This window comes from Lapillicoccus sp., from assembly GCF_036559105.1.
In the GTDB taxonomy this organism is placed as follows: Bacteria; Actinomycetota; Actinomycetes; order Actinomycetales; family Dermatophilaceae; genus Lapillicoccus.
Genome location: NZ_DATBTV010000084.1, coordinates 1 through 21,274 on the forward strand (window position 1 = coordinate 1; position 21,274 = coordinate 21,274).

Annotated in this window: 22 protein-coding genes and 1 pseudogene; 20 read left to right on the forward strand and 3 right to left on the reverse strand. The window is 71.6% G+C overall.

All coding sequences use genetic code 11. The features are described 5' to 3' along the window. Positions 1-50 precede the first annotated feature (50 nt). The 7 genes from aroC to nusB all read left to right on the forward strand — a co-directional run bounded on the left by aroC (position 51) and on the right by nusB (position 5,676). Complete coding sequence (aroC, locus tag VIG79_RS10755; RefSeq protein ID WP_331885405.1) at positions 51-1,274, forward strand: chorismate synthase; 1,224 nt, start codon at positions 51-53, stop codon at positions 1,272-1,274. After that, positions 1,271-1,813, forward strand: a complete 543-nt coding sequence (locus VIG79_RS10760) for a shikimate kinase (RefSeq protein WP_414672618.1) — start codon at positions 1,271-1,273, stop codon at positions 1,811-1,813. The genes aroC and VIG79_RS10760 overlap by 4 nt, the downstream gene beginning before the upstream one ends. Then, on the forward strand, positions 1,810-2,895 hold the full coding sequence (gene aroB, locus VIG79_RS10765; protein ID WP_331885409.1) for a 3-dehydroquinate synthase: 1,086 nt from the start codon (positions 1,810-1,812) through the stop codon (positions 2,893-2,895). The genes VIG79_RS10760 and aroB overlap by 4 nt, the downstream gene beginning before the upstream one ends. Positions 2,896-2,961: 66 nt before the next feature. Next, positions 2,962-3,867 carry an intradiol ring-cleavage dioxygenase gene (locus VIG79_RS10770; protein ID WP_331885411.1) on the forward strand — a complete coding sequence of 302 codons (906 nt, stop codon included), beginning with the start codon at positions 2,962-2,964 and terminating at the stop codon, positions 3,865-3,867. 29 nt (positions 3,868-3,896) lie between these two features. Further along, positions 3,897-4,643 (forward strand): dienelactone hydrolase family protein, encoded by a 747-nt coding sequence (locus tag VIG79_RS10775; RefSeq protein ID WP_331885413.1) that lies wholly within the window; start codon positions 3,897-3,899, stop codon positions 4,641-4,643. 55 nt (positions 4,644-4,698) lie between these two features. Then, a complete protein-coding gene (gene efp, locus VIG79_RS10780) occupies positions 4,699-5,259 on the forward strand; it encodes an elongation factor P (protein ID WP_331885415.1) in 561 nt (186 codons plus the stop codon). Between the two features lie 3 nt (positions 5,260-5,262). Beyond that, entirely contained in the window at positions 5,263-5,676 is a 414-nt protein-coding gene (nusB, locus tag VIG79_RS10785) for a transcription antitermination factor NusB (protein WP_331885417.1), read from the forward strand. A gap of 226 nt (positions 5,677-5,902) precedes the next feature. Here the strand turns inward: nusB and VIG79_RS10790 are convergent, their stop codons facing one another. Beyond that, complete coding sequence (locus tag VIG79_RS10790) at positions 5,903-6,709, reverse strand: NAD(P)-dependent oxidoreductase (RefSeq protein WP_331885419.1); 807 nt, start codon at positions 6,707-6,709, stop codon at positions 5,903-5,905. A 109-nt stretch (positions 6,710-6,818) separates the two neighbouring features. On the opposite strand from VIG79_RS10790, the pseudogene VIG79_RS19815 reads away from it, so the two are divergent. The 10 genes and pseudogenes from VIG79_RS19815 to pyrF form a co-directional block, all read left to right on the forward strand. After that, a pseudogene (locus VIG79_RS19815) lies at positions 6,819-6,938 on the forward strand (FAD-dependent monooxygenase); the annotation flags it as partial. Between the two features lie 184 nt (positions 6,939-7,122). Continuing rightward, positions 7,123-7,389, forward strand: a complete 267-nt coding sequence (locus tag VIG79_RS10795) for a hypothetical protein (protein WP_331885421.1) — start codon at positions 7,123-7,125, stop codon at positions 7,387-7,389. Between the two features lie 282 nt (positions 7,390-7,671). After that, positions 7,672-8,220 carry a bifunctional pyr operon transcriptional regulator/uracil phosphoribosyltransferase PyrR gene (gene pyrR, locus VIG79_RS10800; protein ID WP_331885423.1) on the forward strand — a complete coding sequence of 183 codons (549 nt, stop codon included), beginning with the start codon at positions 7,672-7,674 and terminating at the stop codon, positions 8,218-8,220. Further along, positions 8,217-9,182, forward strand: a complete 966-nt coding sequence (locus VIG79_RS10805; RefSeq protein ID WP_331885425.1) for an aspartate carbamoyltransferase catalytic subunit — start codon at positions 8,217-8,219, stop codon at positions 9,180-9,182. Before pyrR ends, VIG79_RS10805 begins: the two co-directional genes overlap by 4 nt. Beyond that, positions 9,179-10,492: a dihydroorotase gene (locus VIG79_RS10810; protein WP_331885427.1), complete on the forward strand. Its 1,314-nt coding sequence runs from the start codon at positions 9,179-9,181 to the stop codon at positions 10,490-10,492. Before VIG79_RS10805 ends, VIG79_RS10810 begins: the two co-directional genes overlap by 4 nt. 5 nt (positions 10,493-10,497) lie before the next feature. Beyond that, positions 10,498-11,631 (forward strand): glutamine-hydrolyzing carbamoyl-phosphate synthase small subunit, encoded by a 1,134-nt coding sequence (gene carA / locus VIG79_RS10815; RefSeq protein ID WP_331885482.1) that lies wholly within the window; start codon positions 10,498-10,500, stop codon positions 11,629-11,631. A gap of 94 nt (positions 11,632-11,725) precedes the next feature. After that, the gene (gene carB, locus VIG79_RS10820; protein ID WP_331885429.1) at positions 11,726-15,055 is read left to right on the forward strand and encodes a carbamoyl-phosphate synthase large subunit; all 3,330 of its coding nucleotides are present in this window, start codon (positions 11,726-11,728) and stop codon (positions 15,053-15,055) included. Next, positions 15,052-15,969 carry a dihydroorotate dehydrogenase electron transfer subunit gene (locus VIG79_RS10825; protein WP_331885431.1) on the forward strand — a complete coding sequence of 306 codons (918 nt, stop codon included), beginning with the start codon at positions 15,052-15,054 and terminating at the stop codon, positions 15,967-15,969. Before carB ends, VIG79_RS10825 begins: the two co-directional genes overlap by 4 nt. Next, positions 15,969-16,943: a dihydroorotate dehydrogenase gene (locus tag VIG79_RS10830; protein ID WP_331885433.1), complete on the forward strand. Its 975-nt coding sequence runs from the start codon at positions 15,969-15,971 to the stop codon at positions 16,941-16,943. Before VIG79_RS10825 ends, VIG79_RS10830 begins: the two co-directional genes overlap by 1 nt. Further along, complete coding sequence (pyrF, locus tag VIG79_RS10835) at positions 16,940-17,794, forward strand: orotidine-5'-phosphate decarboxylase (protein WP_331885435.1); 855 nt, start codon at positions 16,940-16,942, stop codon at positions 17,792-17,794. Before VIG79_RS10830 ends, pyrF begins: the two co-directional genes overlap by 4 nt. Before the next feature lie 429 nt (positions 17,795-18,223). Here pyrF and VIG79_RS10840 read toward each other — a convergent pair whose 3' ends face one another. Beyond that, positions 18,224-19,465: an FAD-dependent oxidoreductase gene (locus tag VIG79_RS10840; RefSeq protein ID WP_331885437.1), complete on the reverse strand. Its 1,242-nt coding sequence runs from the start codon at positions 19,463-19,465 to the stop codon at positions 18,224-18,226. Continuing rightward, a complete protein-coding gene (locus VIG79_RS10845) occupies positions 19,462-19,926 on the reverse strand; it encodes a GNAT family N-acetyltransferase (RefSeq protein ID WP_331885439.1) in 465 nt (154 codons plus the stop codon). The genes VIG79_RS10840 and VIG79_RS10845 overlap by 4 nt, the downstream gene beginning before the upstream one ends. Positions 19,927-20,034: 108 nt before the next feature. Between VIG79_RS10845 and mihF the strand changes: the two genes are divergently transcribed. The 3 genes from mihF (at position 20,035) to rpoZ (ending at position 21,271) form a co-directional block, all read left to right on the forward strand. Then, complete coding sequence (gene mihF / locus VIG79_RS10850) at positions 20,035-20,352, forward strand: integration host factor, actinobacterial type (protein WP_331885441.1); 318 nt, start codon at positions 20,035-20,037, stop codon at positions 20,350-20,352. Continuing rightward, a complete protein-coding gene (gmk, locus tag VIG79_RS10855) occupies positions 20,349-20,939 on the forward strand; it encodes a guanylate kinase (RefSeq protein WP_331885443.1) in 591 nt (196 codons plus the stop codon). The genes mihF and gmk overlap by 4 nt, the downstream gene beginning before the upstream one ends. A gap of 65 nt (positions 20,940-21,004) precedes the next feature. Beyond that, positions 21,005-21,271 (forward strand): DNA-directed RNA polymerase subunit omega, encoded by a 267-nt coding sequence (gene rpoZ, locus VIG79_RS10860; RefSeq protein ID WP_331885445.1) that lies wholly within the window; start codon positions 21,005-21,007, stop codon positions 21,269-21,271. Positions 21,272-21,274: the final 3 nt, after the last annotated feature.

The window sequence follows — 21,274 nt, forward strand, 5'->3', positions numbered from 1 at the left end:
CTCGCGGACGGGCGACGAGGCGAGCGTGTGGTGCGTGGCAAGATCGCCGCATGCTGCGTTGGTTGACCGCCGGTGAGTCCCACGGCCCGGCGCTCGTCGCCGTGATCGAGGGCCTCCCCGCCGGGGTCGAGGTGACCACCCGGGACGTCGCCGCCGCGCTGGCGCGTCGGCGGCTGGGGTTCGGACGGGGCGCGCGGATGGCCTTCGAGCAGGACGCCGTCGAGTTCCTCGGCGGCCTGCGGCACGGGCTCACGCTCGGGTCGCCGCTCGCGATCCGGATCGGCAACACCGAGTGGCCGAAGTGGGAGACGGTGATGAGCCCTGACCCGGTCGACGAGGCGGCGCTGGCGGCCGCCGACGACGTCAACGCGGAGAAGGAGGTCGCCCGGAACCGGCCGCTCACCCGGCCCCGGCCCGGCCACGCGGACCTGGTCGGGATGCAGAAGTACGGGTTCGAGGACGCCCGCCCGATCCTCGAGCGCGCGTCCGCTCGCGAGACCGCCGCCCGGGTGGCGCTCGGCGCGGTGGCGGCGGCGTTCCTCGAACAGGCCTACGGCATCCGCCTGGTGTCGCACACCGTGGCGATCGGGACCGCCGGGGTCGGTGAGGACGCCGAGCTGCCGACTCCCGACGACGTCGACCGGCTGGACGCCGACCCGGTGCGGACGCTCGACGCCGCCGGGTCGGCCGCCATGGTGGCCGAGGTCGAGGCTGCCAAGAAGGACGGCGACACCCTGGGCGGCGTCGTCGAGGTCGTCGCCTACGGCGTCCCGCCGGGCCTCGGCTCGCACGTGCACTGGGACCGGCGGCTCGACGCGCAGCTCGCGGCGGGCTTGATGGGGATCCAGGCGATCAAGGGCGTCGAGGTCGGCGACGGGTTCACCACCGCCCGCCGTCGGGGTTCGCAGGCCCACGACGAGATGTGGAGGGATCACCGAGGTGTCATACGGCGCCGCTCTGGGAGGGCCGGCGGGACCGAGGGCGGCATGTCGACCGGCGAGGTGCTCCGCGTGCGGGCCGCCATGAAGCCGATCTCGACCGTCCCGCGCTCGCTCGACACCGTCGACATCGCCGGCGACGAGCCGGCCAAGGCGATCCACCAGCGCTCCGACGTGTGCGCCGTCCCCGCTGCCGGCGTGGTCGCGGAGGCCATGGTGGCGCTGGTGCTGGCCCAGGCCTGCGTGGAGAAGTTCGGCGGCGACAGCGTCGCCGAGACCGCCCGCAACCACGACGGCTACCTGGCCGCGATCCCCGACCGACTGCGGTCGTGGTGACCGCCGGAGACCGTCCGGTCGCGGTCATCGTCGGGCCCCCCGGGTCGGGCAAGACGGTGACCGGGCGGGCGCTCGCCGACCTGCTCGGCGTTCCGTTCCACGACACCGACGAGGCGATCGTCCGCTCCGTCGGTCGGAGCATCGCGGACCTGTTCGTCGAGGACGGCGAGGCGGCGTTCCGGGAGCTGGAGCGCGTCGAGGTGACCCGGGCGCTCGCCGAGGAGCGTGGCGTCGTCGCCCTCGGCGGCGGGGCGCCGGTGCAGCCCGGAGCCGCCGAGCTGCTCCAGGGCCACACGGTGGTCTTCCTCGACGTGGGGATCGCGGACGCGTCGAGGCGGATCGGCTTCGACCAGTCGCGCCCGCTGCTCGCCATCAACCCGCGCGCGTCCTGGGTGGCGATGATGAACGTGCGTCGCGCGACCTACGAGGCGGTGGCCACCCTCCGGGCCGACACCGCCGGCCGGACCCCGGAGGACGTCGCAGCGGAGGTAGCGGGGACCCTCGCCGTCAGCGGAACCGGTCCGGGGGCCGCCCCGTGACCGGCCCGCAGACCAGCATCCCGGTCGGGACCGGGGCCGACGCGTACGAGGTGGTCGTCGGTCACGGGGTCGTCGACGCGGTCGTGCCGCTGCTGGGCGACGCCGTCGAGCGCGTTCTCGTCGTCCACCCGCCGACGCTCGCGGTCTGGGCCCAGCGGGTCGCCGACGCCGCCCGCGAGGCCGGCCTCGACGCATACCTCGCCGTGGTTCCGGACGCGGAGGAGGCCAAGAGCGCTGCCGTCGCCGCCGAGCTATGGGGCGCGCTCGGCCAGGCCGGCTTCACCCGGACCGACGCGGTCGTCGGCGTCGGAGGCGGCACCGTCACCGACCTCGCGGGCTTCGTCGCGGCGACGTGGCTGCGCGGGGTCCGGGTCGTCCAGGTCCCGACCACGCTGCTCGCGATGGTCGACGCCGCCGTCGGCGGGAAGACGGGGATCAACACCCCCGAGGGCAAGAACCTCGTCGGCTCGTTCCACCCCGCGGCGGGTGTCCTCTGCGACCTCGACGCGCTCGCCACCCTGCCGCGACCCGACCTCGTGGCCGGGATGGCCGAGGTCGTCAAGTGCGGGTTCATCGCCGACCCGCGCATTCTCGAGCTGGTCGAGGCCGACCCGGTGGCCGCGGTCGACGTCGAGGGACCGTTCCTGCGCCAGCTCGTCGAGCGGGCCATCCGGGTCAAGGCCGAGGTGGTCACCGCCGACCTGCGCGAAGCGGCCCTGCGGGAGATCCTCAACTACGGGCACACCTTCGGCCACGCCGTCGAGCAGGTCGAGGGGTACCGCTGGCGTCACGGCGAGGCGGTCAGCGTCGGGATGACGTATGCGGCCGAGCTCGGTCGGCTGTCCGGTCACCTCGCGCCGTCCCTGGTCGACCGGCACCGGGCGATCCTCACCAGCCTCGGCCTGCCGGTGACCTACGCGCCGGACCGCTGGGACGAGCTCGTCACCGCCATGCGTCGCGACAAGAAGGCCCGCGGGTCGCGCCTGCGGTTCGTCGTCCTCGACGACATCGCGATGCCGGTGCGGCTGGAGGGGCCACCGGACGCGATGCTGCGCGATGCGTACGACCTCGTCAGCGGCTGACCGTCTCACCAGAGCCGCACAGGAACCGCCCAGGAGGCCTATGGGCGCCCCACCGAGGCTCCTTGCATGACGACGAGACGTAACGACCGCCACGCGGCACTCACCGACGCCGTCACCCGACGCGAGTCCGACTGGGTCGACGCCGACGGTCATGAGATCCACGACCACGACCGCGGCCTGCTCTACGACCTGGGGACCATGAACCGGCGCCGCGCGCTCGGTGTCCTCGGCGGGGTCGGGGCGCTCGCGGCCCTGGCCGCCTGCGGCACCGGCACCGGCTCCGCGGCCACGGGCGCCTCGGGCAGCTCGAGCGGCTCGTCGACCACCTCTGCCAGCGCCGACGGCACCCTCACGGAGGTGCCGGACGAGACGAGCGGCCCGTACCCCGCCGACGGGTCCAACGGCGTCAACGTCCTGGACGACTCGGGCATCGTCCGCGCCGACATCCGGTCGAGCTTCGGCTCGTCGACGACGACCGCGGCCGGCGTCCCGCTGACCATCAAGCTGACCGTCCGCGACACCTCGACCGGCGCGGCCAAGACCGGCGCCGCGGTCTACCTCTGGCACTGCGACCGCGACGGCCAGTACTCGCTCTACTCCAGCGCCATCACCTCCGAGAACTACCTGCGCGGCGTCCAGGAGACGGACGCGAACGGGACGGTCACCTTCACCTCGATCTTCCCGGCCTGCTACTCGGGACGCTGGCCGCACATCCACTTCGAGGTCTACTCCAGCGTCGCCGACGCCACCTCGTCCGGGCCGATCGTGAAGACCTCCCAGATCGCGCTGCCCCAGGAGGCCTGTGACGCCGTCTACGCGACGGACGGCTACTCGGCGAGTGTCGGCAACCTCTCGCAGGTATCGCTGCAGCGCGACAACGTCTTCGGCAACGACGCGGGCATCCACCAGATCGCGACGATGTCCGGCGACACCTCGTCCGGGTACACCTCGGCGCTGACCGTCGGGGTGTGACCGCCGGGTCCCTGTGGTTGGGTCGCCTCATGACGCACGCACCGATCGGGACCATGGTCGACCTCACCGCGTTCAGCGCGTCGACCGGTGGCTCGCCGCACCTGCAGGGGTATGCGGTGCGACCGCCGGGTGACGAGAAGCTCCCCGGGGTCGTCGTCGTCCACGAGATCTTCGGGCCGGACGACGTCAACAAGCGGTCGGCCGACCGGATGGCCGCGCTCGGCTACTCCGTCGTCATGCCGGACCTGTTCAGCGAGGGTGGGCCCCGCAAGTGCCTCAAGGCCACCTTCCAGGCGTTGCAGCGCGGGCACGGGCGCGCCTACCAGGACATCGCGGCCGGCCGTCAGTGGCTCCTGGACCGCGACGACACCAGCGAGGACATCGGGATCATCGGCTTCTGCATGGGCGGCGGGTTCGCCCTGATGTGCGCAGCGCCGAAGCACGGTTTCCGGGTCGCCGCCGACAACTACGGCATGTTGCCCAGTTCGCCCGAGGTGCTCGAGGGCGCCTGCCCGATCGTCGCGAGCTACGGCGCCCGCGACCGCGGCAACGAGAAGGTCCCGGCCAAGCTGGAGTACCACCTCACCCGGCTCGGGGTGGAGCACGACGTGAAGCAGTACCCGAACGCCGGGCACTCGTTCCTCAACGACGACGACATCGGCCCGTGGTGGCTGGCGCCGGTGTTCCGGGTCGCACACGTCGGTCCGGAGCCCGAGTCCGCGGCCGACGCCTGGCAGCGGATCGACGCGTTCTTCGGGACTCATCTGCCCCGGTAGACTCGACGGCTGGCGTACGACCAGCATCACGACCGAAAGCGAACCCTCACTCCTCATGGCCAGCACGAACGACCTCAAGAACGGCATGGTGCTCAACATCGACGGGCAGCTGTGGTCCGTCGTCGAGTTCCAGCACGTCAAGCCCGGCAAGGGCCCGGCCTTCGTGCGGACGAAGCTCAAGGCCGTGCTGTCCGGCAAGGTGGTCGACAAGACCTTCAACGCGGGCACCAAGGTCGAGTCCGCCAACGTCGACAAGCGGACGATGCAGTACCTCTACAAGGACGGGTCGGACTACGTCTTCATGGACACCGACACCTACGACCAGGTCTACGTCGGGTCGAACGTCGTCGGCTCGGTCGCCGACTACATGCTGGAGAACCAGAACGCCATCGTCGCGACCCACGACGGCGCGCCGCTCTATGTCGAGCTGCCGGCGTCCGTGGTCCTCGAGATCACGCATACCGAGCCCGGCCTGCAGGGCGACCGGTCGACCGGCGGCACCAAGCCCGCGACGCTGGAGACCGGCGCGCAGATCGCGGTCCCGCTGTTCCTCGAGACTGGGACCAAGGTGAAGGTCGACACCCGCGACGGCTCGTACCTGGGTCGCGTCAACTGACCGGTGGCCGCTCGATCGAAAGCCCGTAAGCGCGCGCTGGACCTGCTCTTCGAGGCCGACCAGCGCGGCCTCAACGTCACGACCCTGCTCGCCGACCGGCAGGCGGACCCCGGCGACCAGCCGCCGCTGAACCCGTATGCGGTCGAGCTCGTCGAGGGCGTTGTCGCGCACTGGGCCGAGATCGACGAGCTGCTCACGACGTACTCCCATGGCTGGACGCTGCCGCGGATGCCCGGCGTCGACCGCGCCATCCTGCGCCTCGGCGCGTGGGAGGTCGTCTGGAACGACCACGTCCCCGACGGCGTGGCCATCTCCGAGGCCGTCGAGCTGGCCCGGTCCCTCTCGACCGACGACTCCCCAGGGTTCGTCAACGGCCTCCTCGCGAGGCTGGCCGAGGTCAAGCCCACCCTCGTCTGATCCCGGTTCGTGTTCTGAACCGCACCGAACTCCGCTCGAGCCACCACGAGTCGATGACGTGGACGCCTGTTCGGGTCTGACCGGAGCGGTCGGGTGCCCGCGCGCAGGTTGGTGACGCCACGCCCACGTTGCACCCTGCGCGTGTGGTCCGGAAACTGCGCGCACCACATGCGGTTCGTGCTCTGAACCGCACGGAACTCCGGCTTCATCCACCACGAACCGATCTTCAGAGCGGCTGCCCCAACGGGTTGCTGACGAACTCGCCGCCCAATGCCGCGGGGTGGACGTCCTCCGAGTCGGCGAACTCGGACGCGTACGCCTCCGAGTCGTCCCGTGGCCGGTAGCCGATCGCCTCGCCACCGACCGGCGACCACCACGAGCTGGTGTTGGCCGACACGCCCCACACGGTGTGGAACCCGGTCACCGTCGGCGTGAGCGCTGCCTCGACCAGCCGTCCCGCGTCGTCGGGGGAGAGCCAGATCTCCGCGCCCCGCCGGTCGTACGGGTGCCGCGAGCACCAGCCGATCCTCAGGTTGACCACGGTCAGGCCGTACCGCTCGTGGTACAGCCGGCCGAGGCTCTCGACCGCCGCCTTGCTCCAGCCGTAGTACGAGTCCGGTCTGGGGGCGACGTCGTCGGGCAGCAGCGAGCCGTCCGCCGGCCGCTCCCAGAACCCGGCCGCGTGGTTGCTCGACGCGACGACGACGGTCCGAACCCCCGCCTCCGCGGCCGCGTGCAGGACGGTCTGCGAGCCGGTCACGTTGACGTCGAGGATGTCCGCCCACGGACCCTCGGTCGGTATGCCGGCCAGGTGCACCACCGCGTCGGCCCCGGCCACGGCGCGCCGCACGAGGTCGCCGTCCGCCACCGGCCCGACGTACGCCTCCTCGCCGCCGGTGAGGTCCGCCGGCGACGCCGTGTCGAGGAGCCGCAGCATCCGGCCGGGCCGCGCGAGCCCGGTGCGCAGGAAGCCGCCGATCCGGCCGGCGCCGCCGGTGACGACGATGATCTGGCGGTCCACCTCGTTCGGCACGCGACGAGCCTAGGCGTCGCTCGAGCCGCCCGCCCCACCTCGCCAACCCGCCACAAACGCCCCACCGCCCCCACAAGAATGTCCGCCTTCGTCGGCGAGAGGAACGTTCATGGGTGACACCGCAGTCCTGGTGGCGGGAGCAGGTCCGGTCGGGCTCACCGCCGCCGTCGGGCTGCGACGCCGCGGGATCTCGTGCCCCGTCGTCGACCAGCTGCTCGAGCCGCCGCAGTACGCCAAAGCTGTCGGAGTCAGCCCCGGACCCTGGAGATCTTCGAAGGCATGGGGGTCCTGCGGCAGGTGCTCGACGAGGCGGTCGAGTTCGACGGCCAGATCGTCCACGTCGACGGCTGTTCAGCGTGCTCGGCCGCGACCGGCACACGATGATCGGGTATGCCGGGCAAGGCGTCAGCGCGGTGGCGGACCTCACGGCCGCCGCGGCGGCAGCAGTCGAGGGCGCGCACGGCGAGATGGACGCCTACCTCATCGCCGCACCCGGCGTCGGCACCGGCTGGACCCCGGTGCCGGTGCTGCTGCACGACGGCGACGGGCAGTTCGCCGCGGCCTACCACGCGGTGGAGGGCCAGGTCTTCGTGGTGCGACCGGACGGCTACGTCGGCTACCGCGGGGACGCGGCGGACCTGGGCGCCCTGACGCGGTACCTCAAGGCGCCGTTCTCGTGAACCACCGACACGTCCAGGCCCCCGCTCGGCTTGACGCAGCGTCATGGGACTCGACGCACCGTGCACCCCGCGTCGAGTCGCACGACGCTGCGTCAAGCTGAGCGGAACCTGCTCGGGTCGGCGTGGCCGGGTCCGAAGGGGGGCCGGCGTCCGGGTAGAGTGACGCCCCGACGACATCCTTTAACCACCGTCCTGTGAGGCGGGGAAGGAGGTCCGGTGGTGGCCGCTGTCCAGCCAGCTCAGACCGTAGAACCAGTAAAGCCCGTAGAACCCGACCGCGACGTGACCGTCGCGACCGCGCGTGAGGTGCTCACCTCCGGCGACGTCTCCCGGGCCCTGCGCCGCATCGCGCACGAGATCCTCGAGCGCAACAAGGGTGCCGACGACCTGGTCCTGCTCGGCATCCCGTCCCGCGGGGTTCCGCTCGCCCAGCGTCTCGGGGCCGCGATGAGGGAGGTCGAGGGCGCGCACGTGCCCGTCGGCAGCCTCGACGTGACGATGCACCGAGACGACCTGCGCCACCAGCCGGTCCGGCCGCTGGCGCGCACCGACATCCCGCCGGGCGGCATCGACGACAAGGTCGTCGTGCTCGTGGATGACGTCCTCTTCCACGGCCGCACCATCCGCGCCGCCCTGGAGGCGCTCGCCGAGCTCGGCCGGCCGCGGACCGTGCGGCTCGCGGTGCTCGTCGACCGTGGCCACCGCGAGCTGCCCATCCGCGCGGACCACGTCGGCAAGAACCTGCCCACGTCCTCGTCGGAACGCGTCCGCGTGCACCTGACGGAGCTCGACGGCGAAGACTCGGTCACCATCGAGGGAGGGGACCGATGAACCGCCACCTGCTGTCGTCCGCGGACCTGAGCCGCGACGACGTCGAGACCATCCTCGCTACCGCCGAGTCGATGCACGACGTGCAGAAGCGCGACGTCAAGAAGATCCCGACCCTGCGCGGCCGGACCATCATCAACCTGTTCTTCGAGGACTCCACCCGCACCCGCAGCTCGTTCGAGATCGCCGGCAAGTGGATGTCCGCCGACACCATCAACATCACCGGGAAGGGCTCGTCCGCGAGCAAGGGCGAGTCGCTGCGCGACACGGTCCGGACCATCGACGCCATGTCGGTCGACGCTCTGGTCATCCGCCACCACGCGTCCGGCGCCTGCCACCAGGTCGCGCAGTGGGTCGACGCCAGCGTCATCAACGCCGGGGACGGCACCCACGAGCACCCGACCCAGGCCCTGCTCGACGCGTACGCCCTCCGCAAGCGGATCGGCGACCTCGACGGCCGCCACGTCGCCATCGTCGGCGACCTGACCCACTCGCGGGTGTTCCGCTCCAACGTCATCACCCTCGGCCGGCTCGGCGCCCACGTCACCGTCGTCGCGCCGCCGACCCTCATGCCGAGCGGCATCGCGGACTGGTCGAAGACCGACGGGTTCGCCGCGTCCTGGGACCTCGACGAGGTCCTCGAGGGCGGCGGCACCCACGGGCCGGTCGACGCGGTGATGATGCTGCGGGTTCAACGCGAGCGGATGAGCGGGGGGTACTTCCCCACGGCCCGCGAGTACACCGTCACCTACGGCCTCACCCGCGACCGTATGCGTCGGCTCACCGCCGCCAACCCGGACGTCGCGATCCTTCACCCGGGTCCGATGAACCGCGGCCTGGAGATCGCCGCCGACGTCGCCGACTCGCCGAACGCCGTTGTTCTGGATCAGGTCTCGGCCGGCGTCGCGGTGCGGATGGCCGTGCTCTACCACCTGCTCAGCGGCGAGAACGGGGAGGCCGCGTGAAGACGCTCGTCACGGGAGCGCGGCTCCTCGGCGACCGGGCCGCCGACCTCCTTCTCGACGGCGACCGGATCGTCGAGGTCGGGTCGCTCAAGCCCGACCGCGACACCGGCGTCGTCGACGCCGACGGACTCGTCGCGCTGCCCGGTCTCGTCGACCTCCACGTCCACCTGCGCGAACCGGGCCGTGAGGACGCCGAGACCGTCGCCACCGGAGCCGAGGCGGCCGCCGCCGGCGGTTTCACCGCGATCCTCGCGATGGCCAACACCACCCCCGTCACCGACACCGCCGAGGCCGCGAACCACGTCTACGACCTCGGCCGGGCCACGCGCCTCGTCGACGTCCAGCCGGTCGGCGCCGTCACCAAGGGGCTCGCCGGCGAGGAGCTGGCCGAGCTGGGCCTCATGGCGCGCTCCCGGGCCCGGGTCCGGGTGTTCTCCGACGACGGGCACTGCGTCGCCGACGGCCGGGTCATGCGCCGGGCGCTCGAGTACGTCAAGGCGTTCGGCGGCGTCATCAGCCAGCACGCCCAGGACCCGCGCCTCGCCGGCCCCGACGCCTGCGCCCACGAGAGCGAGCTCTCCGGCCGGCTCGGGCTGCCCGGCTGGCCCGGCATCGCCGAGGAGTCGATCGTCGCGCGTGACGTCATGCTCGCCCGGCACACCGGCAGCCGGGTCCACATCGCGCACGTCTCAACCGCGGGCTCGGTCGAGGTGCTCCGCTGGGCCAAGGCGCAGGGGGTCGATGTCACCGCCGAGGTGACGCCGCACCACCTGCTGCTGACCCACGACCTGCTGTCGTCCTACGACCCGGTCTGGAAGGTCAACCCGCCGCTGCGGCCCGAGGAGGACGTCCGCGCCCTGCGCGAGGGGCTCGCCGACGGGACGATCGACGCGGTCGCCACCGACCACGCGCCGCACGCCCGGCACGACAAGGAGCACGCCTTCGTCGACGCGTCCCCCGGGATGCTCGGGCTGGAGACGTCGCTCGCCGTGGTGAGCGAGGTCATGGTCCGCAGCGGGCTGCTCGACTGGGCCGGCGTCGCTCGCGTCATGTCGCTCAACCCGGCCCGGATCGCGCGGCTCGAGGACCACGGCCAGCCGTTGACGGCTGGGTCGCCCGCCAACCTCACGCTGGTCGACCCCACGGCGTCCTGGACCGTCGACCGCAGCGTCTCGCACTCGCTGTCGAGCAACAACCCCTGGCACGGCCGGACCCTCACCGGCCGCGTCGTGGCGACCTTCATCCGCGGGGCGTGCAGTGCGCGCGACGGCCGCGCCCTCATCCCCGAGCTCGTCGGAGGCCCTCTGTGACCCAGCTGCTCATCGACCGCGACCCCGCGGTGCTCGTCCTCGAGGACGGCCGCACCTTCCGCGGTGACGCCTATGGCGCGGTCGGCGAGACCGTCGGCGAGGCGGTGTTCTCCACCGGGATGACCGGCTACCAGGAGACGCTGACCGACCCCAGCTACCACCGCCAGGTCGTCGTCATGACCGCGCCGCACGTCGGCAACACCGGCATCAACACCGAGGACCCCGAGTCGACGCGGTTCTGGGTCTCCGGCTACGTCGTCCGCGACCCGGCGCTGCGCCCGTCCAACTGGAGGTCGACCAAGCCGCTGGAGGACGAGCTGCGCGACCAGGGCGTTGTGGGGATCAGCGGCATCGACACCCGCGCCCTGACCCGCCACCTGCGCGAGCGCGGCGCCATGCGGGTCGGCATCTTCAGCGGTGACGAGTATGCGGACGCGTCGCCGACCGTCCTCGCCGACCGGGTGCGCACGGCACCGTCGATGGCCGGCGCCGCCCTGGCGAGTGAGGTCTCGACCACCGAGCCCTACGTGGTGGAAGCAGTGGGAGAGAGGCGGTTCCGGGTGGCGGCGATCGACCTCGGGATCAAGGCGATGACCCCGCAGCTGATGGCCCAGCACGGCATCGAGGTGCACGTCCTCCCGCAGTGGGCGACGTTCGACGAGGTCGCCGCGCTGGAGCCGGACGGGGTGTTCTTCTCCAACGGTCCGGGCGACCCGGCGACCGCGGAGTCAGAGGTCGCCCTGCTTCGACAGGTGCTCGACGCCGGGATCCCGTTCTTCGGCATCTGCTTCGGCAACCAGCTGCTCGGCCGCGCGCTCGGGTTCGGCACCTACAAGCTCAAGTACGGCCACCGGGGGATCAACCAGCCGGTCATGGACCGCACGACTGGCAAGGTCGAGGTGACCGCCCACAACCACGGGTTCGCGGTCGACGCGCCCATCGACCGCGACAGCGACACCCCCTACGGGCGGGCCCGCGTCTCGCACGTCTGCCTCAACGACGAGGTGGTCGAGGGGATCGAGTGCCTCGACATCCCGGCGTACTCCGTGCAGTACCACCCGGAGGCCGCGGCTGGACCGCATGACGCCGCATACCTGTTCGACCGGTTCGTCGAGCTCATGCAAGGAGCGCAGAAGTGAAGCCAGCCACGGCTCGGGGTCCCCGCGACGTATCGCAGCAGGGTCCCACGCTCTGCGTGGGCGGCACGAGCGAAGAACTTCGTGGGGTGAACTGATGCCGAAGCGCGACGACATCAGCAGTGTGCTGGTCATCGGGTCAGGGCCGATCGTGATCGGCCAGGCCTGCGAGTTCGACTACTCCGGCACCCAGGCCTGCCGCGTGCTGCGCGACGAGGGCATCCGGGTGATCCTCGTCAACAGCAACCCGGCGACGATCATGACCGACCCGGAGTTCGCCGACGCGACCTACGTCGAACCGATCACGCCCGAGGTGGTGGAGGCGATCATTGCCAAGGAGCGCCCTGACGCGGTGCTCGCGACCCTGGGTGGTCAGACGGCGCTCAACACGGCGATCGCGTTGCACGAGAACGGAGTTCTCGAGAAGTACGACTGCCCGCTCATCGGGGCGAACGTCGAGGCCATCCAGCTCGGCGAGGACCGCGAGAAGTTCAAGGGGGTCGTGGCCCGGTGCGGTGCCGAGTCGGCCCGGTCGTTCATCGCCCACTCGATCGACGAGGTGCTGGTCGCTGCCGACGAGCTCGGCTACCCGCTCGTCGTCCGACCGTCCTTCACCATGGGCGGGCTCGGGTCGGGCTTCGCCCACGACGAGACCGAGCTGCGCCGGATGGCCGGGCAGGGCCTCAAGGACAGCCCGATCACCGAGGTGCTCCTCGAGGAGTCGATCACCGGCTGGAAGGAGTACGAGCTCGAGGTCATGCGCGACCACGCCGACAACGTCGTCGTCGTCTGCTCCATCGAGAACCTCGACCCGATGGGCGTCCACACCGGCGACTCGATCACCGTGGCGCCGGCCCTGACGCTCACCGACCGCGAGTACCAGCGGCTGCGCGACATCGGCATCGCCATCATCCGCGAGGTCGGGGTGGACACCGGCGGCTGCAACATCCAGTTCGCCGTCAACCCCGAGGACGGCCGGGTCATCGTCATCGAGATGAACCCTCGCGTGTCCCGGTCGAGCGCGCTGGCCTCCAAGGCGACCGGGTTCCCGATCGCCAAGATCGCCGCGAAGATGGCCATTGGCTACACCCTCGACGAGGTGCCCAACGACATCACCCGCAAGACGCCGGCGTCGTTCGAGCCGACCCTCGACTACGTCGTCGTCAAGGTGCCGCGGTTCGCGTTCGAGAAGTTCCCTGCCGCCGACCCGACGCTGACGACGACCATGAAGTCGGTCGGCGAGGCGATGTCGATCGGCCGCAACTTCACCGAGGCGCTGCAGAAGGCGCTGAGGTCGCTGGAACGCTCCGGTTCGTCGTTCCACTGGGACGGCCCGACGCCGGACGAACCCGCGCGGCTGGCCGAGCTCCTCGAGCAGGCAGCGATCCCGACCGACGGCCGGATCGTCACCGTGCAGCAGGCGCTGCGCGCCGGCGCGTCGGTCGAGCAGGTGCACACCACCACGGGCATCGACCCGTGGTTCCTCGACCAGATCGCGCTCATCAATGCGGTGGCCGACCGTGTCGCGGGCGCGCAGCAGCTCAGCCCGGCGCTTCTGCGGCTGGCCAAGCGGCACGGGTTCTCCGACGCCCAGATCGCCTCGCTGACCGGTATGCCGGAGGCGGTGGTCCGCGGGGTCCGTCACGCGCTCGGGGTCCGTCCGGTCTACAAGACCGTCGACACCTGCGCGGCCGAGTTCGCGGCGCTCACGCCGTACCACTACTCGACCTACGACGAGGAGAACGAGGTCGCCCCGAGGGAGCGGCCCGCGGTGATCATCCTCGGCTCCGGGCCCAATCGGATCGGCCAGGGTGTCGAGTTCGACTACTCCTGCGTCCACGCGTCGTTCGCGTTGCGCGACAAGGGTTTCGACACGGTGATGATCAACTGCAACCCCGAGACTGTGTCCACCGACTACGACACCAGCAGCCGGCTCTACTTCGAACCCCTCACCCTCGAGGACGTCCTCGAGGTGGTCCACGTCGAGCGGCAGGCCGGGCCGATCGCCGGCGTCATCGTGCAGCTCGGCGGGCAGACCCCGCTCGGCCTCGCGCAGGCGCTCAAGAACGAGGGCGTCCCCATCGTCGGCACCAGTCCTGAGGCCATCAACCTCGCCGAGGACCGCGGCGCGTTTGGCCGCGTCCTCGCGGAGGCGGACCTGCCCGCCCCGAAGCACGGCACGGCCTACAGCGCCGAGGAGGCCGTCGAGGTCGCCAAGGAGATCGGCTACCCGGTCCTCGTCCGCCCGTCCTACGTGCTCGGCGGCCGCGGCATGGAGATCGTCTACGACGACGAGACGCTGGCCACCTACGTCACCCGCGCGACCATCGCCAGTCCCGAGCACCCGGTCCTCGTCGACCGGTTCCTCGACGACGCCATCGAGATCGACGTGGACGCGCTCTACGACGGCGAGGAGATGTACCTCGGCGGGATCATGGAGCACATCGAGGAGGCCGGCATCCACTCCGGCGACAGCTCGTGCACGCTGCCGCCGGTGACGCTCGGCCGGACCGAGCTGGAACGGGTCCGCGAGTCGACGCTCAAGCTGGCCGAGGGGATCGGCGTCCGCGGGCTGATGAACGTGCAGTACGCACTGGCCCAGGACATCCTCTACGTCCTCGAGGCCAACCCGCGGGCGTCTCGCACGGTCCCGTTCGTGGCCAAGGCCACCGGGGTCCAGATCTCGAAGGCAGCGGCCCGCGTCATGCTCGGCGCGACGATCAAGGAGCTGCGCGAGGAGGGGATTCTCCCGCCGCAGGGCGACGGCGGCCGGCTGCCGGACCACGCGCCGATGGCGGTCAAGGAGGCGATCCTGCCGTTCAAGCGGTTCCGCACCCGCGAGGGCAAGGTCGTCGACTCGTTGCTCGGCCCGGAGATGCGCTCGACCGGTGAGGTCATGGGCATCGACGTCGACTTCGGGTCGGCGTTCGCCAAGAGCCAGATGAGCAGCGGTGGCCTGCCGGACAGCGGGTCGGTGTTCGTGTCGATCGCCAACCGCGACAAGCGGGCGATGATCTTCCCGGTCAAGCGGCTGGCCGACCTCGGCTTCACCATCATCGCGACCAGCGGTACCGCGGAGGTACTGCGGCGCAACGGGATCCAGTCGAAGGTGGTCCGCAAGATCCGGGAGCGCGAGCCCTCGGAGTCGGGCGAGCCGACGATCGTCGACCTCATCAACGACGGCGAGGTGGCGATGGTGGTCAACACGCCGACCGGGAAGTCCGCGCGGGCCGACGGGTACGAGATCCGTGCCGCCACGACCGGTGCCGACAAACCGATCATCACGACGGTGCAGGAGCTCGCCGCCGCGGTACAGGGCATCGAGGCCCGGCGCAGCGGAGAAATCCGGGTCAAGTCGCTGCAGGACCACGCCCGCGACCTCGACCTCTTCCGCCGGCACGCCGTCGCCGGTGAGGAGGTCTCGTGACCGAGCGAGCGACCGTCAACGGCTCGGCCCCGCCCGGCCCGCGCGGCGGCGTCGTCCAGGTCACCGGTGAGCTCATCGCGACCCGGCGGGTCGGCGCGTACCAGCACCTGACCTTCGTCGCTCCCGGCGTCGCCGAGCTGGCCCGACCGGGCCAGTTCGTCGCGCTCGTCGTCGGCGGCGACACCTCAGCGAACCTCCTGCGCCGCTGCTTCTCGATCCACAAGGTCAGCCCGTCGGGGACCTACGGCGGCACCGTCGACATCGTCGTCGCGGCCCACGGGCCCGGCACGACGTGGATCACCCGGCTCGCGCTGCACGACGAGGTCGACCTCGTCGGCCCGCTCGGCAAGCCGTTCCCGCTGCCGAACGAGCCGGTGCCGTGCGTGCTGGTCGGGGGCGGCTACGGGAGTGCCCCGCTGTTCTGGCTGGCCGAGCAGCTCGCCGCCAAGGGGTGCCACGTCGAGATGGTGCTCGGCGCGGCGAGCGAGGACCGGCTGTTCGGCGTCGTCGAGGCGCGCCGCGCGGCCGACGGGCTCACGGTGACCACCGACGACGGGTCGGCCGGCACCCGAGGCTGGGTGAGCGACGTGCTGCCACAGGTGATCCGGCTGAGCCAGGCCGGCGTCGTCTACGGTTGCGGCCCGATGGGCATGCTCCGCTCGATCACCGAGGTCGCCGCCGCGCAGGGCGTCGTGGCGCAGGTCGCGGTCGAGGAGTCGATGGCCTGCGGTATCGGGGTCTGCATGACGTGCGTGATGCCGGTGACCGGACCGGACGGGAGGACCCGGATGGCGCGGTCGTGCGTCGAGGGGCCGGTGTTCCGCGGCGACCGGGTGCGGTGGGACGCTTTCGAGAACGGCTACGGACTCGTGCCGGCCGACGCCGTGGGCGCCCCGACGGAGGCCGGGCACTGATGGCCGACGCGCCCGTGGACATGAGCGTCACGCTCGCCGACGTCGAGCTGCCGAACCCCCTGATGACGGCGTCCGGATGTGCCGCGAACGGCAAGGAGCTGCACCGGTTCTTCGACGTCTCGAGCCTGGGCGCCTTCGTCACGAAGTCGGTGATGGCCGCTCCGCGGTCGGGGCGCGGCACACCGCGGATGGCGGAGACCCCGAGCGGGATGCTCAACTCGATCGGGTTGCAGGGTCCGGGGATCCACGCCTTCGTCGAGAACGACCTCGCGTGGCTGAAGTCGGTCGGCGCCCGCGTGCTCGTGTCGATCGCCGGGGGGTCGAGCGGCGAGTTCGCCGACGTCGCCGCCGTACTGCGCCAGAGCCCGGCCTTCGACTGCGTCGTCGGCGTCGAGGTCAACATCTCCTGCCCCAACGTCGCCAACCGCGGGCTGGTCTTCGCCATCGACCCGCTGGCCTCGGCCAAGGTCGTCGCCCTCGTCCGCGAGCAGCTGCCCCGCGACATCCCGGTGTTCGCCAAGCTCAGCCCTGACGTCACCGACATCGCGTCGATCGCCTCGGCCTGCGTCAAGGCCGGCGCGTCCGGGCTGACCATGATCAACACGCTGCTGGGCATGGTCATCGACACCGACCGGATGCGGCCCCAGCTCGGCGGCCTGACCGGTGGGCTCAGCGGTCCGGGGATCCGGCCGGTTGCGGTGCGGGCGATCTGGCAGGTCCGCGCGGCGATGGCCGAGGGCCGGTTCCGGACGGTGCCGATCATCGGGGTCGGGGGAGTCCGCACCGGCCGCGACGCGCTCGAGCTGGTCGCCGCGGGGGCCAGCGCCATCCAGGTCGGCACCGCCACCTTCAACGACCCCACCGCACCGGTGCGCGTCCTCCGGGAGCTGGAGAACCTGTTGGCGGACAAGGGTTTCGACACGTTCACGCAGGCGGTGGGGGCCGCCCACCGACGTCAGGAGGTCTACCGGTGACCACACCGTTCGGCGCGCGGCTCCGGGCTGCGATGGACGCATACGGGCCGTTCTGTGCCGGTCTGGACCCGCACCGCGGGCTGGTCGAGCAGTGGGGGCTGGAGTACTCCCTCGCCGGGCTGGAGCGGTTCGCGCTGACCTGCGTCGAGGCCTACGCCGGGACCGTGGCCGTGGTGAAGCCGCAGTCGGCGTTCTTCGAGGTGTTCGGGTCCGGTGGGATCCGCGTTCTGGAGCGGGTCCTCGGCGACCTGCGCGACGCGGGCACCCTCACGCTGCTCGACGTGAAGCGCGGCGACATCGGCTCGACGATGCAGGCGTACGCGGAGGCCTACCTCGGCAAGGACAGTGAGCTGCGCGCCGACGCGGTGACGGTCAGCCCGTTCCTCGGGTACGGCTCGCTGCGGCCGACGTTGGACCTGGCCGAGGAGACCGGTCGCGGGGTGTTCGTGCTGGCCCTGACCTCCAACCCCGAGGGGTTCGAGGTGCAGCACGCGGTCCGGGACGAACGGTCGGTGGCGGCGTCCGTCGTCGCGGGCGCCGCGACCGACAACGTGGGCGCCGCGGCCCGGGGCGAGCTCGGCAGTGTCGGGCTGGTCATCGGCGCCACCGTCGGCGACGCGGTCCACGACCTGGGGATCGACCTGGTGGCGGCCGACACGCCGATCCTGGCGCCGGGGTTCGGCGCCCAGGGTGGGACGGTCGAGGCGCTCCGGCGCACCTTTGCCGGCGCGCTGGCTCAGGTGCTGGCCAGCTCCAGCCGTGAGGTGCTGGGGGCCGGCCCGGACGTGGCCGCCCTCCGAGCCGCCGCCGCGGGCACCGCCGGCCGCCTCCAGGACGCTTTGCATTCCTGACCAAATTGGCGGGACGGGGCGGGAGCGGTCGGAATTCCGACCGGTTTCACCCCTTTCCGTTCAGCACATCGTCGCGGGTCCGGGCGAGATCGGTCGGAATACCAACCGTTCTGACCCAGTCTCGTAAGCAGGCACCTTCACCGTCGTTGAGCCGCCGCGCGCCTCCAGGACGCGTCGCGATCCTGAGTGAACTCAAACGCTTGTTGTGACCCGGCCTTCGGCCGAGATGGCGGCAAACATCTGAGTTCCGTATGGCATCGCGTCGCGGGTCCGGGCGAGATCGGTCGGAATACCAACCGTTCCGACCCGGTCCCGCCGCAGGCACCTTCGTCAAATCGGGACCGCCGCGACAGTCACGGCCGCTCGCCTCTACGCCGCGCTGGCGTAGACCGCGAGAAGGCGTGAGAACGGTCGGAACTCCGACCGGTTTCACCCCTTCCCGTTTAGCACCTCGTCGCTGAGGCGCTCGGGTCGGAACCCGTAGCCGATCACGCGGGCGGTGATGGGCCTCAGTGCGGTGAGCACGGCGCCCGGAACGGTGCGCGCGAACCGGTTCGGCGGGTCGTGGACCAGCTCGCGACCGCTGCCGATCGCGCGGTGTGCGGCCACCTGAAGGCGCTGCATCATCGCGGTCGGGGGGCGCCGACGCCGCTGCACGCGCCGGGCCGCCGCGTCGATGGCCGCGCCGTCGGACGGTGTGGCTCGCAGGACCGGCCCGAGCAGGTTCGCCGTCGCCACGGCGTCCTGCACCGCGTAGTTGATCCCCACGCCGAACGCCGGCGACATGGCGTGGGCCGCGTCGCCGATGCACAGCGCTCCGGGCACGGACCACCGCCGCAGCAGGTCGATCTGGACGCTCAACAGCTTCACCGCGTCCCAGTCGTCCAGGTCGTCGATGACCTCCGTCAGCGGTGGGGCGGAGCGGACGATCCGCTCTCGAAACGCCGGCAGCCCGGCGGTCTTGATGTCCTCGACGGTGCCCTTCGGGATCAGCACGCCGCACTGGAGGTAGTCCGGACGCGGGATGGTGACGACCATCGTCGACGCACCGACGTAGGCGAGCGTGTCGGGGAGCGGGACGGTCGGTCGCGGCAACCGCAGCCAGAGCACATCGATGGGCACCCCGGTCTCCTCGGCGGTGAGCCGGAGCCGGTCGCGCACCGTCGAGCTCCGGCCGTCGGCGGCGACCGTGAAGGTGGCGTCGACGCGCAGCTCACCGTCCGCGGTCTGCGCGAGCACACCCGTCACGCGGCCCGCGGCCCGGACCACGTCGGTCACCTCGGCCCCCATCACCAGCCGGAAGCCCGGATACCGGCGGCCCTCGGACGCCAGGAGGGTGAGCAGGTCCCACTGCGGCATCAGGGCGATCTCGTGATTCCGGCCCCGCAGCCGACCGAAGTCGATCGGGTGCAGCCGCATCGAGCCCACGACGACGTCGAGGGTGCGTAACCGCGTGTGCGGCACGGCTTCGAACGCGTCGCGGAACCCGAGCTGGTCGACCAGGTCGAGGGTCGACGGGTGGACCGTGTCGCCGCGGAAGTCGCGGAAGAAGTCGGTGTGCTTCTCGAGCACGACGACATCGATCCCCGCCCGGGCCAACAGCAGTCCGAGCATCACCCCGGCGGGACCGCCGCCGGCGACGCATACCCGCGCGGTGAGGCGCTCCGTCATGACGTCCCCCACACGAGGCGGGCGCGCTCCGGCGGGGCGGGCCGTTCCAGGTAGCTGGCGTTCGGCGGTGCGAACCCGAAGTCGGCGTACAGCGCGTGCGCGTCCGCGGTGTGCAGCATCCACCGGAACTCGCGTCCCGGCCCGCGCTCCACCATCTCCTCGACCAGCCGGTGGGCCACGCCAACGCCCCGCCACGCCGGCAGGACGAAGACGTCCGCGAGGTAGGCGCCGGACACGCCGTCCGAGAACGCCCGGGCGAACCCGACCATGCTGCCGTCCGACGCGTACGCGCCGACCACGCGCCAGGCACCGCGGACCTGTTCCGCGACGTCGTCCCGGGAGCGCCACCGGCCCCAGTAGGCGGCCGTGGAGAGGAATCCCCAGACGACGTCGAGGTCGACCCGGGACCGGTCGTCGGTGACCTCGACGCCGGCCGCCCCGGACTCGGTCGCGTGGCTCATGCGAGCAGTCTGCCGTCCGCCCAGCCGCTGTCGTTGCGGGGGGAGTCGGGCCATGGGTAGGTTCGCTGGGAGCGCAGCCGACCGTCCGCAGAGCCGAAGGAGCACCCCGTGGCCCTCCCGCCGCTGACCCCGGAGCAACGAGCGGCCGCTCTGGCGAAGGCCGGCGTCGCCCGTCGGGAGCGGGCTGCCGCCAAGAACCGGCTCAAGTACTCGCAGGGCTCCCTGGCCGACGTGATCCAGGAGGGCAAGGACAACGAGATCATCGGCAAGATGAAGGTGTCGGCGCTGTTGGAGTCGCTGCCCGGCGTCGGACGCGTGCGGGCCCGGCAGATCATGGACGAGGTGGGCATCTCGGAGTCCCGGCGGGTGCGCGGGCTCGGCTCGAACCAGGCCGCCGCGCTCATCGCCCGCTTCGACCGGGTGTGACCCCGGCCGACCCCGAGGCGCCGCCGTCCCGTCTCGTCGTCCTCGCCGGGCCGACCGCGGTCGGGAAGGGGACCGTGGCCGCCTACGTCCGCGCGCACTTCCCGCAGGTCTGGCTGTCCGTCTCGATGACCACGCGGCGCCCGCGACCCGGTGAGGTCGACGGCGTGCACTACCACTTCGTCGACGACGCCGAGTTCGACCGGCTGGTCGAGGCGGGGGAGTTTCTCGAGTACGCGGTCGTGCACGGACGGGCCAAGTACGGCACCCCGCGCGGCCCGGTGGAGCGCGCCCTCAGCGAAGGGCAGCTGGCGATGCTCGAGATCGACCTCCAGGGCGCTCGCCAGGTCCGCGAGAGCCTCCCGGAGACGCTGTTCGCCTTCCTCATGCCCCCGTCGTGGGAGGAGCTGGTCCGTCGGCTGGTCGGCCGGGGCACCGAGACCCAGGAGGAACGGGAGCGGCGCCTGCAGACCGCGAGGGACGAGCTGGCCGCCGCGTCGGAGTTCGACGTGGTCATCGTCAACGACGATGTTCGGCGAGCGAGCGAAGAACTCGTATCATGGATGCGAGCGCGTCAGCGCGCCGTCTGACGCTGCCCACCGGCAGCCGCGCGCGATGCACGTCGAGACGACCCCCTCTGCGAGGAGAACACCGCATGTCCGGAACCGTGGCCAACCCCATCGGGATCACCAACCCGCCCATCGACGACCTGCTCCAGGCCGCCGACAGCAAGTACGCCCTGGTCATCTACTCAGCCAAGCGGGCCCGCCAGATCAACGCGTACTACAGCCAGCTCCAGGAGGGCCTGCTCGACTACGTAGGCCCGCTCGTGGAGACCGAGATCAGCGAGAAGCCCCTGTCGATCGCGCTGCGCGAGATCAACCAGGGTCTCGTGACCGCCGAGGCCGCTCCCGAGGAGTGACCC